16 protein-coding genes are annotated in these 16,488 nt (G+C 38.1%); 15 read left to right on the forward strand and 1 reads right to left on the reverse strand.

Annotated elements, in window-relative coordinates; translation table 11 throughout:
* Positions 1 to 10 precede the first annotated feature (10 nt).
* The 14 genes from L4F92_RS03820 to L4F92_RS03885 all read left to right on the forward strand — a co-directional run bounded on the left by L4F92_RS03820 (position 11) and on the right by L4F92_RS03885 (position 13,870).
* Positions 11 to 1,057 (forward strand): glycoside hydrolase family 88/105 protein, encoded by a 1,047-nt coding sequence (locus L4F92_RS03820; RefSeq protein ID WP_250364265.1) that lies wholly within the window; start codon positions 11 to 13, stop codon positions 1,055 to 1,057.
* Between the two features lie 32 nt (positions 1,058 to 1,089).
* Positions 1,090 to 1,731, forward strand: a complete 642-nt coding sequence (locus L4F92_RS03825) for an RpiB/LacA/LacB family sugar-phosphate isomerase (protein WP_250364266.1) — start codon at positions 1,090 to 1,092, stop codon at positions 1,729 to 1,731.
* 204 nt (positions 1,732 to 1,935) lie between these two features.
* Positions 1,936 to 3,132, forward strand: coding sequence for an anaerobic sulfatase maturase (locus L4F92_RS03830; protein WP_250364267.1), 1,197 nt, complete (start codon positions 1,936 to 1,938; stop codon positions 3,130 to 3,132).
* A 20-nt stretch (positions 3,133 to 3,152) separates the two neighbouring features.
* Complete coding sequence (locus L4F92_RS03835; protein ID WP_250364268.1) at positions 3,153 to 4,775, forward strand: sulfatase family protein; 1,623 nt, start codon at positions 3,153 to 3,155, stop codon at positions 4,773 to 4,775.
* 49 nt (positions 4,776 to 4,824) lie between these two features.
* Complete coding sequence (locus tag L4F92_RS03840) at positions 4,825 to 5,616, forward strand: hypothetical protein (protein ID WP_250364269.1); 792 nt, start codon at positions 4,825 to 4,827, stop codon at positions 5,614 to 5,616.
* A gap of 144 nt (positions 5,617 to 5,760) precedes the next feature.
* On the forward strand, positions 5,761 to 6,552 hold the full coding sequence (gene agaR, locus L4F92_RS03845; protein WP_250350693.1) for a transcriptional repressor AgaR: 792 nt from the start codon (positions 5,761 to 5,763) through the stop codon (positions 6,550 to 6,552).
* Between the two features lie 12 nt (positions 6,553 to 6,564).
* Positions 6,565 to 7,725 (forward strand): N-acetylglucosamine-6-phosphate deacetylase, encoded by a 1,161-nt coding sequence (gene nagA, locus L4F92_RS03850; protein ID WP_250350692.1) that lies wholly within the window; start codon positions 6,565 to 6,567, stop codon positions 7,723 to 7,725.
* A 34-nt stretch (positions 7,726 to 7,759) separates the two neighbouring features.
* Positions 7,760 to 8,710, forward strand: a complete 951-nt coding sequence (locus L4F92_RS03855) for a tagatose 1,6-diphosphate aldolase (protein WP_250364270.1) — start codon at positions 7,760 to 7,762, stop codon at positions 8,708 to 8,710.
* Between the two features lie 168 nt (positions 8,711 to 8,878).
* Entirely contained in the window at positions 8,879 to 9,721 is an 843-nt protein-coding gene (gene kduI, locus L4F92_RS03860) for a 5-dehydro-4-deoxy-D-glucuronate isomerase (protein WP_250364271.1), read from the forward strand.
* Between the two features lie 33 nt (positions 9,722 to 9,754).
* Positions 9,755 to 10,732, forward strand: a complete 978-nt coding sequence (locus tag L4F92_RS03865; RefSeq protein WP_250364272.1) for a TRAP transporter substrate-binding protein — start codon at positions 9,755 to 9,757, stop codon at positions 10,730 to 10,732.
* A gap of 51 nt (positions 10,733 to 10,783) precedes the next feature.
* Complete coding sequence (locus L4F92_RS03870) at positions 10,784 to 11,269, forward strand: TRAP transporter small permease (RefSeq protein ID WP_250364273.1); 486 nt, start codon at positions 10,784 to 10,786, stop codon at positions 11,267 to 11,269.
* A 48-nt stretch (positions 11,270 to 11,317) separates the two neighbouring features.
* Positions 11,318 to 12,595 carry a TRAP transporter large permease gene (locus tag L4F92_RS03875; protein ID WP_268738973.1) on the forward strand — a complete coding sequence of 426 codons (1,278 nt, stop codon included), beginning with the start codon at positions 11,318 to 11,320 and terminating at the stop codon, positions 12,593 to 12,595.
* 10 nt (positions 12,596 to 12,605) lie between these two features.
* Positions 12,606 to 13,109 (forward strand): YgjV family protein, encoded by a 504-nt coding sequence (locus tag L4F92_RS03880; RefSeq protein ID WP_250364275.1) that lies wholly within the window; start codon positions 12,606 to 12,608, stop codon positions 13,107 to 13,109.
* A gap of 29 nt (positions 13,110 to 13,138) precedes the next feature.
* Positions 13,139 to 13,870 (forward strand): carbohydrate-binding family 9-like protein, encoded by a 732-nt coding sequence (locus L4F92_RS03885; protein ID WP_250364276.1) that lies wholly within the window; start codon positions 13,139 to 13,141, stop codon positions 13,868 to 13,870.
* Between the two features lie 56 nt (positions 13,871 to 13,926).
* On the opposite strand, the gene purA is transcribed toward L4F92_RS03885, so the two are convergent.
* A complete protein-coding gene (gene purA, locus L4F92_RS03890) occupies positions 13,927 to 15,225 on the reverse strand; it encodes an adenylosuccinate synthase (protein WP_250364277.1) in 1,299 nt (432 codons plus the stop codon).
* 237 nt (positions 15,226 to 15,462) lie between these two features.
* Between purA and L4F92_RS03895 the strand changes: the two genes are divergently transcribed.
* On the forward strand, positions 15,463 to 16,479 hold the full coding sequence (locus tag L4F92_RS03895) for a YeeE/YedE family protein (protein ID WP_250364278.1): 1,017 nt from the start codon (positions 15,463 to 15,465) through the stop codon (positions 16,477 to 16,479).
* The last annotated feature ends 9 nt before the right edge of the window (positions 16,480 to 16,488 follow it).

A 16,488-nucleotide genomic window follows, 5' to 3' on the forward strand; every position in this document is an offset into this window, starting at 1 on the left:
GGGAAATAATATGACCGCTCAACAACAAACCCTTGCGGTAATGAAGAAAGTGTATCAATGGCAAGCGGCAAATCAAACCCGTACCGTGGTACGCCGTACAGGACGTATCCGTTTTATTAAAGATACAGATTGGGATAGAGCTGTATTTTGGGCGAGTGTGTCTAATGCGTGGAAAGTAACGGGCGAACAAGTTTTCTTAGATGGTGTGCTAAATTACACTTTGCATACCGGTTTCCGTACTGGACCACATGCACGTTTTGCAGATGATTTAGTATGCGCACAACCTTACCTTGATGTGTATCCATTATTTAACCAACCTGAAGCCTTAGAACCTACCATTAACTTTGTGGAAGATATGTTGGCGAATCCAAAACCGGGACGTGAAGATTGGTGGTGGTGTGATTCACTCTTTATGGCTCCACAAGTGTTTTTTACCCTTTCTACCTTAACAGGGGAAAGCAAATATCGTGATTATGCTAACCAAGCTTGGTGGGATTCGGTTGATCATCTACAAGATAAAGAAACAGGATTGTTCTATCGTGATTATCGCTATATTCCAGATGGAAAAGGGGGTGAATTACGTGAAGAAAATGGTGAGAAAGTCTTTTGGGGAAGAGGTGTAGGCTGGGTGATAGCTGCTATTCCTCGATTACTCCGTGATATGCCAGAAGATTTCCCTGAGCGTGAACGCTATCTTGATCTTTATCGTCAATTAGCGGAAATTGTATTGCCATTCCAACACGAAGATGGTTTCTGGCGAGCAAGTTTACTTGATCCACAAACATTCCCAGCGAAAGAAAGTAGTGCAACGGCACTTTTCTGCTATGCACTGGCTTGGGGAATTAATTCAGGCGTATTAGATCGTGCGACTTATCTTCCAGTGGTAGAAAAAGCGTGGGCTGGTTTAGTCAGCGTGGTCGATAATGACGGGAAATTAGGGTGGATTCAATTACCGGCCTTTAACCCTCGTGAAGTGAAAGCGGAAGATAATATTGATTATGGCGTAGGCGCATTTTTATTAGCCGGAGCCGAAATGTATCAATTACAAGCGAAATAAGCATAAATTTTTTTAATATAAAGGAAAGAAAAATGAAAATTGCATTAATGATGGAAAATAGCCAAGCGGCAAAAAACCCAATTATCTTAAATGAACTTAAAAATGTGGTTGAGCCAAAAGGACACAGTGTTTATAACGTAGGGATGAATAGTGAACAAGATCATCATCTTACTTATATCCACTTGGGTATTATGGCGAGTATTTTATTAAATTCTAAAGCAGTGGATTTTGTTGTTGCAGGTTGTGGTACGGGTCAAGGTGCATTAATGTCATTAAACCTTCATCCGGGGGTAGTATGTGGTTACTGCCTTGAACCAGCAGATGCGTTCTTATTCTCACAAATTAATAATGGGAATGCACTTTCATTAGCTTTTGCTAAAGGATTTGGTTGGGGCGCTGAACTCAATGTTCGCTATATGTTTGAAAAAGCATTTGAAGGTGAACGCGGTCAAGGTTACCCTGTGGAGCGCCGCGAACCACAAGTGCGTAATGCAGGGATTTTAAATCAAGTCAAAGCGGCTGTGGCAAAAGAGAATTACTTAGATACTTTACGAGCCATTGATCCTGAATTAGTCAAAACAGCAGTAAGCGGAGAACGTTTCCAACAATGTTTCTTTGATAACTGCCAAGATGATGAAATTCGTGCTTATGTTACGGAAGTTTTAAATAGCTAATCCGATAAAAAAGGGGGAAAGGAATTCCCCCTCTATTAATTTTTTTATTTAACGAATTTCGTTGTTCTGACTATAGCCATTAATATTTAAAATAATACAAAGTAACGAGCCAAAGATCATATCAGTAATATAGATTGATATAGAGAGGTGTAACTGCGATTATTTTAAAATTAAATGACGATAATTTCGCATTAGGAGGTGTTTATGCGTCAGTCCCCACCCGCTTATTTTCATATGATGGCAAAGCCGAGTAGCTTTCATTGTAATATCAAATGTGAATATTGCTTTTATTTAGAGAAAGAGCAGGTTCTAACGCATAATGTCCGCTTGATGTCAGAAGATACATTGAGAGATTACACCCGAAATTATATTCAATCCCACGCGGGCGAGCAGGTTGATTTTGCTTGGCAAGGTGGCGAACCCACTTTATTAGGTTTGGATTTTTTTAAAAGAGCGGTGGATTTTCAGCAAGAATTTGCCAATGGGAAAACCATTACAAATAGTTTTCAGACAAATGGGATTGCATTAAATCGACAATGGGCAGAATTCTTTAAACAAAACAATTTTTTGATTGGTATCTCTGTCGATGGATTAAGTGATGTTCACGATCGCTATCGTATTTCCGTAAATGGACAACCGACCTTTGAGCGAGTAAAAAAAGCCATTGATCTCTTGAAAGAGTATGAAGTGGAATTTAATACCTTAACGGTTATCAACGATAAAAATTGGCATAAAGGACGTGAAACATACCAAGCATTAAAAGCGCTCGGTTCAACCTTTATGCAGTTTATTCCTATCGTCGAGGTCGCCAATTATTCTTTACAACGTAGCGATTATAATCCGGGTAAAAATTATAGAATGACAGGATTTTCCGTTCCGCCTGATGGTTATGGACGCTTTTTGCTTGATGTGTTTTCTGTGTGGGTAAGAGAAGATGTTGGGCAAATTTTTGTCCGTGAATTTGATAATTTATTAGGACAGTGGCTAGGTTATCCTTCAACGAGTTGTATCCAAACTGAAACTTGCGGTTCCGCATTAGTTCTGGAAGCAAATGGCGATGTTTATTCGTGCGATCACTATGTCTATCCTGATTATAGGATTGGTAATATCCACCATCAGCCATTATCAGAGATTGCACGTTCGCCAAAGCAACAAAAGTTCGGGCAGGCGAAAAAAGAAACCTTAACCAAAGCATGCGAGAAATGTGATGTACGAATGATTTGTCATGGCGGTTGCCCGAAACATCGTATTGTCAATTTAAAAGGTGAGAAATTTAAGCACAACTATTTGTGTCCATCTTATCAACTTTTCTTCCGTCAAACGGCACCTTTAATGCACCGAATGCGTGATATTATTCAACAAGGTGGGTTAGCGGCAGAGATTATGAAAATGATCAACTAGCATTTTTTGAGGAGGGCGTAATGAAACGTTCATTGCTTAGTACTTGTTTGTTATCTGCTATGGTGGCAGGTGTCAGTCAATTTTCTTTTGAGGCACAGGCGGCTGAACCAACCAGGCCAAATGTTTTAGTTATCGTTATGGATGACTTAGGTTCAGGGCAGTTAGATTTTGCGATAGATAGTTTAGACGCAGAGGCATTAAATCAGCGTCCAGTGGCAGCACGCTATCAAGGCGATATTAATAAAATGATTGAGGCGGCACAAAAAGCGATGCCAAATGTGTCTAAATTAGCCGCATCAGGTGTAAAAATGACAAATGCGTTTGTCGCACATCCTGTATGTGGACCTTCTCGAGCAGGTATTTTTACTGGACGTTACCCTGCCTCTTTTGGTATTTACAGTAATGATGATTCCTTTAATGGCATTCCACTTGATGTGAAATTATTACCCGCATTATTCCAAGAAAATGGTTATGCCACAGCGAATATTGGTAAATACCATAATGCAAAAATAAACCGAGATCGTAAAATTGGCAGAATCACACAGCCAGAAGATCTCAAAACACGGGATTATCACGATAATTTTTCCTCAGTCCCAGAAAAAGGCTATTTTCCAACAGATCGTGGCTTTGATTACTCTTATAGTTATTTCGTTTCAGGGGCGGCGTTGTGGCATTCTCCTGCATTATGGCGTAATGACAAGCCTGTTGCCTCGCCGGGATATTTAACACACAACTTAACCAACGAAGCACTGCAATTTATTGATAAAGTCGGGGATAAACCTTTCTTTTTAAATTTAGCTTATAGTGTGCCACATATTCCTTTAGAAGAAGCTTCACCAGCAAAATATATGGATCGTTTTAATACAGGGAATGTTGAAGCAGATAAATATTTTGCTGCCATTAATGCAGCAGATGAAGGGATTGGCAAAATTATAGATAAATTAAAAGCAGAAGGAAAATTAGAGAATACCTTGATCTTCTTCCTTTCTGATAACGGTTCCGTACACGAAGCGCCAATGCCTTTAAATGGTATGGATAGAGGATTCAAAGGGCAGCTCTATAATGGCGGATTACGTGTTCCATTCATTGTATCGTGGCCGAATCATATTCCAGCCAATAGCCAAAATGATCAGCTTATTTCGGCAATAGATATTTTACCAACCGCACTTAAAGCAGCAAAAATTTCGTTGCCTGATTCGTTAAAATTAGATGGGAAAGATATTTTACCGATCTTATCAGGTAAAGAAACGGTCTCTCCTCATCAATATCTCTATTGGGCGGGCCCCGGAGCCAAACATTATAGTGAAGAGAATCAGCAATTCTGGGCAGACTATTGGAAATATATTACCTACAACACCAACCAAGCACCGAAGAATCCACACTTAGAAAAATTATCAAAAAGTTCGTGGGCTATCCGTGATAAAGATTGGGCCTTGTATTTCTATAATGATGGTAGCAATCAATTACATTTGTATCACGACAAGGTGGATCCTGCCGAAAGCAAGGATGTAGCGAGCCAGTATCCAGAAAAAGTAAAAGAGCTACAAACAGCATTTCATCATTGGATTAGCAAACAACCTAAACCAATGGTATGGAATCCTGAAGAGTTTCAAGCGATTGAAGCATCAGCAGAAGTAAAATAATGTTGTTTATCAGCCACCGTGAGCGTGGCTGATTTTTTTAGGAGGAATAATGGTAAAACTCACACTAAGTATTATAGATAAAGAGAATAACATTAAATTTTGTAAAAGTGCCTTTGATTTTTTAATGTTTACTTATAAGGGAGAATATCAAGAAGGTGATCGTATCTGCATTGAAACAGATACCACACCTTGCTATTTAAAGTGTCGCTTGGAGGACAGTTTAGAAAGTAGCCTTATCTATTTAACTGAACCACGGATTGAGTATCACATTCCTTTTGGTGATAACAGACGGTTATTTAATAGTGACAAAGCCTTTCAAGGAGGCATTCACTTTTTATGGATACGCGTTGCAAGAGAGTATGAGATACAACAATATACAAACCTTGCCTTTAATCCGTATTTCCAACCGCACCAGAGCGGAATGTACCCACGCATTAGTAGTAATATCAAACCAAGTAATATTCGTTTTGCCCCTTATAACGTGATTGACGGCATTTTTGATAGCAATGCCCACGGCTCTTATCCTTTTACTTCTTGGAGTAATGCACAAGATCCTAATGCAGAATTAAACATTGAATTTGGTCGAAATGTGGAAGTGGATTGCCTGATTTTAATACTCCGCGCGGATTTCCCCCATGATGCGTGGTGGCAGAATATAAGTGTTCGATTTTCCGATGGCTCAGAGGAAATATTGACATTAGCCAGAACAGGGCAACCGCAGGTATTTCATTTTGATAAACGTTATTGTGATCACCTCATTTTGACAAATTTTGTAAAAGGCGTTGATCCTTCGCCATTTACTGCCTTAACTCAAATTGAAGTGTTGGGGCAAAATGCTTGATTAATAAAATGAAGATAAAAGGAAGAAATCGAAAGTGTAAATAAATATTTTACGGATTAAAATTAATCTTTTACCCTAAATTTTTATTTCGTTTTATTTCATTTATCTTTATTTTACTCTATAATTTTTATACCAGATATTTCAATGAACGAAGATAAACAGATGAAAAGTGCAATAGAAAGACGTATGGAGATCGTTGCAATAGTCAATAAAAATTCTTCTGCCCGTGTAGAAGATTTGGCTGAAACCTTTTCTGTTTCTACCGTTACTATTCGCCAAGATCTCAATTTTTTAGAAAAAAATGGTTACATTGTTCGCTCTCATGGGGGCGCGATACCAAATAAAGGAATGATTTCCGAGCTGAGTAATTCAGAAAAAAGGCATCGAAATTTAGGCGCGAAAAATAAGATTGCAGAAGCTGCATTAAAGTTTATTAATGACAATGACATTATTATTTTAGATTCAGGCACCACAACCCGAGAAATTGCCACCGCATTGAAAAAATCAGCGATCAAAAATGTGCTTGTAATGACAAACGGGCTAGATATTGCTTCTGAATTAGCAGATGCTGAAAATGTTGAAATTTTAATGACTGGTGGAAAATTGCGTAAAAATGCAATGTCTTTTTCAGGGCCACAAGCCGATGCAAGTTTAGCAAATTATTGTTTTAGCAAGGTCTTTCTTGGTGTGGATGGGTTTGATATTCAAGCGGGCATTACAACACATAATGAACAAGAAGCGAATTTAAATCGTATTATGTGTGATATTTCCAGCCAAGTCATTGCCGTTACCGATTCCAGTAAATTTGATAAAAAAAGTTGCCACATTATCCGAAAATTTGCGGATATTGATGTGTTAATTACGGATTCTGGAATTTCTTCTGAATATTTAACCGCACTTCAAGAAAACAATATTGAAGTGATTATTGTCGATTAAGAGGAAAAACGAATGCGTTATGCGATTAAAGCCGAAAAAGTAATGACCGCATCAGGCGAATTACTGAATAACTATGTGGTGATAAATCAAGGTAAAATTGAACGTATCCAAGAAGACAAGCCCACAGATTGCGATGTGCATTATTATCCAGACAGCTATCTTTCAGCGGGATTTATTGATGTGCATATTCACGGACGTGCAGGGGCAGATGTGATGGATGAAAATAACACCGCACTTCAAACGATTGCCCAAGCTTTACCACAAACAGGCGTTACCGCGTGGGTAGGGACGACGGTTTCAGCCCCTTGGCAAACTATTCTGTCATCAATGCAACGAATGAAAGATTACATTCAACAAGGTCATCAATCTGGTGCAGAATTGTTGGGCAGTTTTATGGAAGGCCCTTATTTCACGGAACGTCATCGTGGTTCACACCCAACAGAATATTTAATGCCCCCAACCATTCCTCAACTTGAAGAATTATTGCAAATTTCCGACCGCACTTTATTACGCGTAGCCATCGCGCCTGAAATAGAAAATGCCGAGCCAGCAATTAAATGGCTAGTAGAAAATGGCGTAAAAGTATCTGTGGCACACACTAACGCCACCTTTGAACAGGTTACCAAAGCTTATTATTTAGGCGCGGATTGTGGCGTACATTTATTCAACGGAATGAGTGCGTTACATCACCGTGAACCGGGGTGTACGGGCGCCGTGTTATATCACGATATGCTGGCAGAAATTATTGCAGACGGCATTCACGTTCACCCAGCGGTATTAAGTTTAGCGTATAAATTAAAAACTTATCGCCGAATGGTGTTGATTACAGACTGTATGCGTGCAGGCGGTTTACCTGATGGTGAATATACCTTAGGCGTACAAACGGTACGCGTACAAAATGGGCAAGCAAGAACCTTTGATGGCTCGCTTGCAGGTAGCACTTGCAGCTTAGATCAAGCGTTGCGCAATATGGTGTTTAAAGCCAATGTACCAGTATGGGAAGCCATTCAAATGGTTACCACCATTCCCGCCACTTATTTAGGCGTAGCAGATCGCATTGGCGATATCGCAGTAGGTAAAGAAGCCAATTTCACCTTATTAAACAAAGCATTACAAGTGCAAGCCACTTATATTCAAGGTAAGCCTGTATATCAGTGCGGTGAAAAAATTTAATATTTTTTATAGTTACAAAAATGGAGAGAAAATAATGTCAAATTTAAGAACTGAACGTTTAAAAAAATTATGCAGCCAAGACAATTTAATTGCCGCATTGGCAATTGACCAACGTGGCGCATTACGCCGTATGCTTGGTGAAGATGCTACAAATGCCCAATTAGCAGAATTTAAAGTCTTGGTTTCAGAGTATTTAACCCCTTATGCGTCATCTATTTTATTAGATCCTGAGGTGGGTTGGAATGCCGCACAAAAACGCTCAGAAAATGCCGGATTATTAATGGCATATGAAAAAACAGGTTATGACAAAACACAACCGGGTCGTTATCCTGATTTAATTGATGATGTATCCGTGCAACGCTTAAAAGCACAAGGCGCAGATGGCATTAAATTATTACTTTACATTGATATTGATGAAGGAAAAGAGGTTAATGACCGCAAAGAAGCCTTTGTTGAACGCGTTGCCTCAGAATGTAAAGCAGAAGAAATGCCATTTTTCCTTGAACTTGTAAGCTATGACGCAACTATTTCTGATCCAAAAGAATATGCGAAAATCAAACCACGCAAAGTGATCGAAGCAATGAAACGCTTCTCCGAACCCCGTTTTGGCGTTGATGTGTTAAAAGTGGAAGTGCCAGTGGATATGAAATTTGTTGAAGGTTTTGCAGAACAAGAAGCCGTATATAGCCAAGAGCAAGCAAAAGCCTACTTCAAAGAACAAAGTGAGGCGACTTCTCTTCCATTTATTTTCCTCAGTGCAGGCGTGAGCGCACAGCTATTCCTAGATACCTTACGTTTTGCTAAAGCAGCTGGCTGTGATTTCAATGGCGTATTATGCGGACGTGCCACTTGGGCAGGGGCTGCTGAAATTTTTAAAGCCCAAGGTGCAGAAGCAGCAAAACAATGGCTACTTACTGAAGGCAAAGCCAATATTGAAGCATTGAATAGCGTATTAAAAGAAACAGCTCAGCCGTTAGACATTTAATCTTATCGTGTAATGAACAGAAAAAGCGGTCTATTTTAGACCGCTTTTTATTTAAAACATCGTTTTGAAAATTTTAGATCAAGATCACAAAATTAAAACTTGCTCATAGACTGAAACGCCATTCTAGTTTAGATTTGATTCGAATTCTGTTTAAACAGGAGAAATAGAATGAAAGTTTTGCATAATATGCATCCAGAAGATGCTAAACATTATGATTCTGAAAGATTGAGAAATACTTTTCTCTGCGAAAATTTATTCCAATCCAATAAGATTAATGTGGTATATAGTCACATCGATCGTTTAGTTGCTTTAGGGATAATGCCAAATGGTGTAGAGAAATTATTTTTAGATCAAGTGATTGATAAAAAATCTTTTGGAACTGATTTCTTTTTGCAACGCCGTGAGTTAGGGATTATTAACCTAGGTGGTACCGCTCTAATCGAAACTCAACGAGATAGTTATACCCTAGAACATTTTGATGCGCTGTATTTAGGTAAGGAAACTGAAAATATTCAATTTACTTCTCTTGATGAGAAAAATCCTGCTGTTCTATATGGATTAAGCGTACCAGCCCATCATATTTTCCCTAACAAATTAATTCCTTATGCCGATGCTAGAAAAGTGAAACTAGGCAGCTTAGAAAACAGTAATGCTCGGGTAATCAATCAATATTTACACCCCGATGTTTTAGATACCTGTCAGCTATGTATGGGAATGACTGAATTAGAAGTAGGTAGTGTATGGAATACAATGCCTGCCCATACCCACGAACGCCGTATGGAAGCTTATTTATATTTCAATATTGCTCCTAATGAAGTGGTATTCCATTTTTTAGGTGAGCCAACAGAAACTCGTCATCTTGTTGTGCGTGATAAACAATTAGTTATTTCACCTAGTTGGTCAATTCATTCTGGTTGCGGTACACGAAATTATAATTTTGTATGGGGAATGGCAGGAGAAAACCAAACTTTTGATGATATGGATTTTGTCGCAATGGATGATCTACGATGATCGACTTTTTATATAAAAAATAGGAGAACATTCATGAAATTATCAAAAAAAATGTTGTTGTTAGCAAGCACGATTAGTGCTGTATTTTCGACTAATAGTGTTGCGGCAACAGAAGTAAAGGTGGCATTTAATCAGTCAGAAAAACATCCGCAATATCAAGCATTGCAGCTATTTGGTGAGGAGCTATCTAAAGCCACTGATGGGCGTTATAAAGTAACTATTTTTCCAAATGAATTATTAGGTGATCAGAGGGCATCTTTAGAGTTGGTTCAAAATGGGGCAATTCAGATGGCGGTAGTAGCTAACCCACTGGTTGAAAATTATGACAAAACATTTGCTGTTTTGGGGATTCCTTATGTTTATGCAAATACAGATCACCAAGAGAAAGTTTTTACTTCGGGCATTTTGGATGACCTTTTCGCATCAACTAAAAAATTTGGTTTTGAAGTATTAACAGCATATACAGCAGGCGCAAGAAGTCTGTATACCAAAGGTGCTGCTATTACAGATCAAGCAGGTTTAAAAGGTAAGAAAATCCGTGTATTACAATCAGATACAATGATAAAAATGCTTGCATGTATGGGAGGAACAGGCGTTCCTATGAATCAGGGGGAAGTTTATACGGCGATTCAGCAAGGTGTCTTAGATGGGGCAGAAAATAACGAGATTACGTATGCCGATCTTAAACAATATGAAGTTGCACCATTTTTTGCTCGTACTCAGCATCTACGTGTAGCTGATTTACTTGTTGTGAGTGAATTTTTCTTGTCATCTATGTCGCCAGAAGATCAAGCTGTATTGAAAAAGTTAGCGAAAGAAAGCACTAAAGTTGAATTTAAGCTTTGGAATGAAAAAATTAAATCTGCTGAAGCAATTGCTAAAGAAAATGGTGCAACGTTTGTCGAAGTTGATACCACAGCATATCAACAAAGTTGTAAACCTTTACAAGATGAATTAGTGCAAACCCCAGAACAAAAAGTTATTTTTGAGAAAATTGTGGCGTTAAAATAATGATATCAGGATAGGTAGGTAATACCTATCCTGTTTTATTAGGAGCTAAAAATGTTGCATTGTTTATTTGTTGTTAAGCAATTTTTAGACAAATTGATCGAATGGGTATGTATTTTTATTGTTGGAGCAATGACCATTCTAATTACTTATCAAGTTATTTCTCGTTATATATTTAACAGTCCTAGTGCAGTCAGTGAAATTCTTTCTCGTTATTTCTTTGTTTGGCTCATTTTATTCGCCAGTGCTTATGTTTTTGGAAAACGGGAGCATATGGAAATTAATTTTCTTAAGAATAAATTACCTTCTTCATTAAAGCGTTTAGCTAATGTGATTGCAGAGATAGCTCTTTCTTGTTTTGCTATTGGTGTAATGATTATCGGTGGTTATAGTGCTAGCGTTAGACAAATGTTCCAGCTTGATTCGGCATTACAGATTCCAATGGGATTTATTTATTCAGCAATTCCTATTAGTGGCGCTATTATTGTTTTTTATTCACTGTGTAATATTTTAAGTTTTTATCAGTCGGGTAAAGAGTAAGATAAAAGGAGTAATATTGTGGAACTTGCAACAACTGCCGCATTAGTTATGTTTATTGGCACAGTTTTTTTTCTTATTATTGGTACACCAATTAGTATTAGTGTTGGGATCTCTTCTGTTGCAGCAATGCTAGTCATTCTTCCATTTCAAGGTGGAGTAGTAACTTCAGCACAACGTATTTTTGTCGGTCTAGATTCTTTTGCATTATTAGCTATTCCTTTTTTTATTCTTGCAGGAAATATTATGAATAGTGGGGGTATTGCTATTCGTTTGATTAATTTTGCAAAATTATTTAGTAGGGCCTTACCAGGTTCGCTTGCCCAAACGAATATTATTTCGAATATGTTATTCGGTTCTATTAGTGGTTCAGGGGTTGCCTCTGCTGCAGCGGTAGGTGGGATTATGACCCCCATTGAGAAAAAAGAAGGATACGATCCCCGTTATAGTGCCGCAGTAAATATTGCTTCAGCGCCAACAGGGATGTTAATTCCACCAAGTAACACCATCATTGTGTATGCGACAGTTGCAGGAAGTGTTTCTGTTTCTGCTTTATTTATGGCAGGCTACATACCAGGAATTTTATGGGGATTAAGCGTAATGCTTATTGCTGGTGTTCTTGCTAAGAAAAAAGGATATATCACAACGGAAAAAATAAGTACTGAAGAAGGTTTAAAAGTGATATTGGCAGCTATCCCTAGTTTATCTTTAGTCTTGATTGTTATTGGTGGGATTTTAGCAGGAATTTTTACGGCTACAGAAGCATCGGCTATTGCAGTAGTTTATGCGATGATTTTAAGCGTATTTTATCGAACATTTTCCTTTAAAGCCTTACCGCAAATTTTCTTACAAACAGCAAAAATGTCCGCAATCGTTATTTTTATGCTGGCAACATCATCTATTATGTCTTGGGTAATGGCTTTTACACATATTCCAAATATGATTGCATCAGGATTGCTTTCGGTTACTGATAATCCGATCCTTATTTTACTGATTATTAATTTAATTTTGTTATTGGTCGGCACTTTTATGGATCCAACGCCGGCAGTGTTAATTTTTACCCCGATTTTTCTACCAATTTGTATTTCACTAGGAATGAGTCCAATCCAATTTGGTATTTTATTGGTCTTTAATCTTTCATTAGGAACAATCACCCCACCTGTTGGACCAATTTTATTTACAGGGTGTAAAGTAGGAGAGATTGAAATTGAACAGGTTATAAAATGGTTATTGCCATTTTTCCTAGCCATTTTTTTAACATTAATGTTAGTAACATATATTCCATCTATTTCCATGGGATTACCTGAGTTAATGGGATTAGTAAAATAAATAGGTGAGTATGTTTGAAGAAATAACGAATATTCCCCAATTACTTGGCATCGTAGCTTTTATACTCGGTGTGATTTGTTTTTATCAGAAAAATGATAGAAAGCTTAAGATTGTGATGTTAATTCAAAATATCACCTATATGAGCCATTTTATTCTGATGGGGGCTAATGTTGCAGCATTGAGTTCGTTACTTTCAACATTAAGAACTGCCGCTTCTATTTATGTTAAGTCAAAATATGTTGCTTTCCTTTTTGTTATTGTTGGTATTGTATTTGGCTACATTATTGCCGATTCTATTTGGCAAATTTTCCCTATCATCGCCTCGACAGCTGGAACAATTGCTTTATTTTTGTTACAAGGGATTCCAATGCGATTATTTATGCTAATAGGTTCTTCTTGTTGGTTGATTAATAATCTTTTAGTGGGATCTTTAGGAGGGATTTTGCTGGAAAGTACAGTAATAGTGGTGAATACAATTACTATTTTTCGCTTAATGCGACAAAAACAGAGATAAATGTTTTATTTACTATAGGAGAAATTGTTATGAAAAAATTATTACTTGCGACCCTTTGTACCGCGGCATTTTCAATGAATGTTGCAGCAGAAGGCCCAGCCAAAACCTATAATGTCGCATTTGAATCGCAAGCTCCCGTGTTAGATGGGAAATTGGATGATGCGGTATGGGGTAAAGTGAAAGGCGTTACTGATTTTGTGAATCCTTGGGAACAAGCGGAAATGCCAAAAACGGAGTTCAAAGCGTTTCACGATGATGAAAATTTCTATTTTTCATTTGATGTTGAAGATCCAAATGTGGTGGTTTATGACAGCACTGATCACGAATGGATGGTTGCCCGTGAAGATCGCGTAGAATTATTTATGGCGCCCGGTGAAATTGATAAACCCCAAGCGGATGGTAAATATCCAAAATATATCGCATTAGAAATGGACTACAAAGGTCGTAGCTTATCTATGTTGCGTGATGTCGAAAAAAACATTAATGCAGAATGGGATCCTAAAACCTTACAAACCGTTGGGGTTCGTACTGAAAAAGGTTATACCCTAGAAGGTAAAATTGCATTAAGTGAATTAAAAGAACATCATTTAATTCAAGGTAATAAAATTCGCGCAGGTGCTTATCGTGCAGAATTTTCTATTATTAAAGGGAAAGGCAAAGAACAAGCAAATTGGATTACTTGGGTTGATCCAAAAACAGAGAAACCAAATTTCCACATTAATTCTTCTTTTGGTGAATTTGTGTTAGAACCTAAAAAATAATGGATATTTATAAAAAAACGCCGTAGGAAAACGGCGTTTTTATTGTGCATTTGATTTTATTCAGCAAATGGGTCACGAAGAATCATTGTTTCGACACGATCTGGCCCAGTTGAAAGAATATCTACAGGCACACCAGTGACTTCTTCAATACGTTTGATGTAGTTACGTGTATTTTCAGGCAGTTTATTCACGTCTGTCACGCCAAAGGTGCTTTCTTTCCAGCCTGGTAATGTTTCATAAATAGGTTCAACGCCTTCCCAATCTTTTGCCGCCAGTGGCGCAAATTCAGCAATTTCCCCATTTGGCATTTTGTAACCAACACAGATTTTGATTTCATCAAAGCCATCTAGTACATCCAGTTTTGTCATACAGAAACCGGAAATAGAGTTTACTTGGATCGCTCGACGCATTGCCACGGCATCAAACCAACCACAACGACGTGGACGGCCTGTTACCGCACCAAATTCATTACCTTTACGTGCAATTTCAGCGCCAACTTCATCAAATAATTCTGTTGCAAATGGTCCACCTCCAACACGCGTACAGTAGGCTTTAATAATGCCTAAAACATAGTCAATATGGCGAGGTCCAAAGCCCGAACCTGTGGAAACACCGCCAGCGGTGGTATTTGAACTGGTTACATAAGGATATGTACCTTGGTCAATATCAAGCATTGTACCTTGCGCACCTTCAAAAAGAATGTTATCACCATTTTTGCGCGCCACATCAAGAATGGCCGTAACATCAGCCACCATACCTGTAATAATCGGTGCAACAGCAATCACATCATCTAATGTTTTTTGATAATCAACAGGCTCTGCTTTGTAATAATGTACTAGTTGGAAATTATAATAATCTAAGATTGCTTTAAGTTTTTCAGCAAAATTTTCTAGGTCAAATAAATCACCTACACGTAAACCACGGCGAGCGACTTTATCTTCATAGGCAGGACCAATACCACGTCCTGTTGTGCCGATCGCTTTTTTACCTAATGCGGCTTCACGTGCTTTATCCATTGCTACGTGATAAGGTAGGATTAATGGGCAAGCTTCAGAAATAAGTAAACGTTCACGAACATTAATGCCACGTCCTTCAAGTTCCCCCATTTCTTGCATTAATGCATCAGGTGCAAGCACCACACCATTACCAATTAAACAAGTTACATTATCACGTAAAATACCTGATGGAATAAGACGCAATACTGTTTTTTCGCCATTGATAATAAGGGTATGCCCTGCATTATGTCCACCTTGATAACGAACAACATATTTTACGCGATCTGTTAATAGATCAACGATTTTACCCTTACCTTCATCGCCCCATTGAGCGCCTAAGATAACGACACTTTTTCCCATAAAATCCGCCTTAGCTGAGTTGTAATGAATGAAAAACAGTGAGCTACTTTACTATTTTATGCCCATAATCTCAACGTAAAATAACGATTTGTGATAGATTTTTTATCCAAAGTGCGGTTTAAAATTTATTCATTTTGGCGATTAGAAAAATCCTGTCTTATCAATGAAAATTGAAATGGGTGATTATTTATGCTTTAATTTAACTCTCTTTTGATAAGTCGTATTAAGGTTTAATCGATGTATTCAGGTTTCATTATTGGGCTAATATTAGGCTTTCTATTACAACGTGGGCAATTTTGCTTTGTCTCAGGTTTTCGCTCTCTCTATCAACAAAAAAATTTGCGTTTTTGTACCGCACTTTTAATCGCCATATCCATTCAATCAATCGGGATTTTTACCCTCGCTGAATTTAATTTAATTCATATTCCAACAAGCCAGCTTCCTATCTTAGCTACGATACTAGGTGGGCTATGTTTTGGTGTTGGAATGACACTGGCAAATTGCTGTGCAAGTGGGGCATGGTTTCGTAGTGCAGAGGGTGCAGTCGGGAGTTATCTTGCTTTAATTAGTTTTACTTTAACAATGGCAGCAACACAGTCTGGTTTTTTAAAACATATCATTAATCATTTTACCGCAGATCCTACCGCATGGGATAACATCTATCTTACATTGAACCTTTCTCCTTGGAGTTTGGTCAGTTTATTGATTTTTATCACCGCACTTTTGTATTACTACCAGTATAAAAATCCTCGCTATCATTTTCCGAAACCTCCAACACCAGCAAAGATTTTGCCCAACATTTTTGCACATTATTGGTCTCCCTTTTTTACCGCGGGAGCAATAGGCTTATTAGGTATTATTGCATGGTATTTTAGTTCTAAGAGTGGGCGTAACTTTGGTTTTGGTATTGCTGTGCCTTCTGCTAATGTGGTGCAGTATATTGTAACTGGGCAACAGCGTTATCTTAATTGGGGAATGTTATTTGTACTTGGTATTCCTATTGGCAGTTATCTGAGTGCTTGGCTAGCTGGGGATTTTAAATGGCGAATGCCTGAACCAAAAGGTGTTATGCAACGTGTTTTAGGTGGTGTAGCGATGGGAATAGGCGCCGCCCTTGCCGGTGGTTGTACGATCACTAATGCCTTTGTTTCTACGGCTTATTTCTCGTGGCAGGGGTGGCTTGCAACTTTAATGATTTTATTGGGTAGCTGGCTTGCCTCATTATTCACAAAACCTACACAATGTGGGATTTAATTTAACCTA

Origin of the sequence: Avibacterium sp. 21-595, assembly GCF_023611905.1 — a bacterium.
In the GTDB taxonomy this organism is placed as follows: domain Bacteria; phylum Pseudomonadota; class Gammaproteobacteria; order Enterobacterales; family Pasteurellaceae; genus Avibacterium.

What these genes read in the sequence shown, in the direction of transcription:
- L4F92_RS03820 (WP_250364265.1), top strand. Translation starts at nt 11, where the DNA reads ATGACCGCTCAACAACAAACCCTTGCGGTAATGAAGAAAGTGTATCAA.
- L4F92_RS03825 (WP_250364266.1), top strand. Translation starts at nt 1,090, where the DNA reads ATGAAAATTGCATTAATGATGGAAAATAGCCAAGCGGCAAAAAACCCA.
- L4F92_RS03830 (WP_250364267.1), top strand. Translation starts at nt 1,936, where the DNA reads ATGCGTCAGTCCCCACCCGCTTATTTTCATATGATGGCAAAGCCGAGT.
- L4F92_RS03835 (WP_250364268.1), top strand. Translation starts at nt 3,153, where the DNA reads ATGAAACGTTCATTGCTTAGTACTTGTTTGTTATCTGCTATGGTGGCA.
- L4F92_RS03840 (WP_250364269.1), top strand. Translation starts at nt 4,825, where the DNA reads ATGGTAAAACTCACACTAAGTATTATAGATAAAGAGAATAACATTAAA.
- agaR (WP_250350693.1), top strand. Translation starts at nt 5,761, where the DNA reads ATGAACGAAGATAAACAGATGAAAAGTGCAATAGAAAGACGTATGGAG.
- nagA (WP_250350692.1), top strand. Translation starts at nt 6,565, where the DNA reads ATGCGTTATGCGATTAAAGCCGAAAAAGTAATGACCGCATCAGGCGAA.
- L4F92_RS03855 (WP_250364270.1), top strand. Translation starts at nt 7,760, where the DNA reads ATGTCAAATTTAAGAACTGAACGTTTAAAAAAATTATGCAGCCAAGAC.
- kduI (WP_250364271.1), top strand. Translation starts at nt 8,879, where the DNA reads ATGAAAGTTTTGCATAATATGCATCCAGAAGATGCTAAACATTATGAT.
- L4F92_RS03865 (WP_250364272.1), top strand. Translation starts at nt 9,755, where the DNA reads ATGAAATTATCAAAAAAAATGTTGTTGTTAGCAAGCACGATTAGTGCT.
- L4F92_RS03870 (WP_250364273.1), top strand. Translation starts at nt 10,784, where the DNA reads ATGTTGCATTGTTTATTTGTTGTTAAGCAATTTTTAGACAAATTGATC.
- L4F92_RS03875 (WP_268738973.1), top strand. Translation starts at nt 11,318, where the DNA reads ATGTTTATTGGCACAGTTTTTTTTCTTATTATTGGTACACCAATTAGT.
- L4F92_RS03880 (WP_250364275.1), top strand. Translation starts at nt 12,606, where the DNA reads ATGTTTGAAGAAATAACGAATATTCCCCAATTACTTGGCATCGTAGCT.
- L4F92_RS03885 (WP_250364276.1), top strand. Translation starts at nt 13,139, where the DNA reads ATGAAAAAATTATTACTTGCGACCCTTTGTACCGCGGCATTTTCAATG.
- purA (WP_250364277.1), bottom strand. Translation starts at nt 15,225, where the DNA reads ATGGGAAAAAGTGTCGTTATCTTAGGCGCTCAATGGGGCGATGAAGGT.
- L4F92_RS03895 (WP_250364278.1), top strand. Translation starts at nt 15,463, where the DNA reads ATGTATTCAGGTTTCATTATTGGGCTAATATTAGGCTTTCTATTACAA.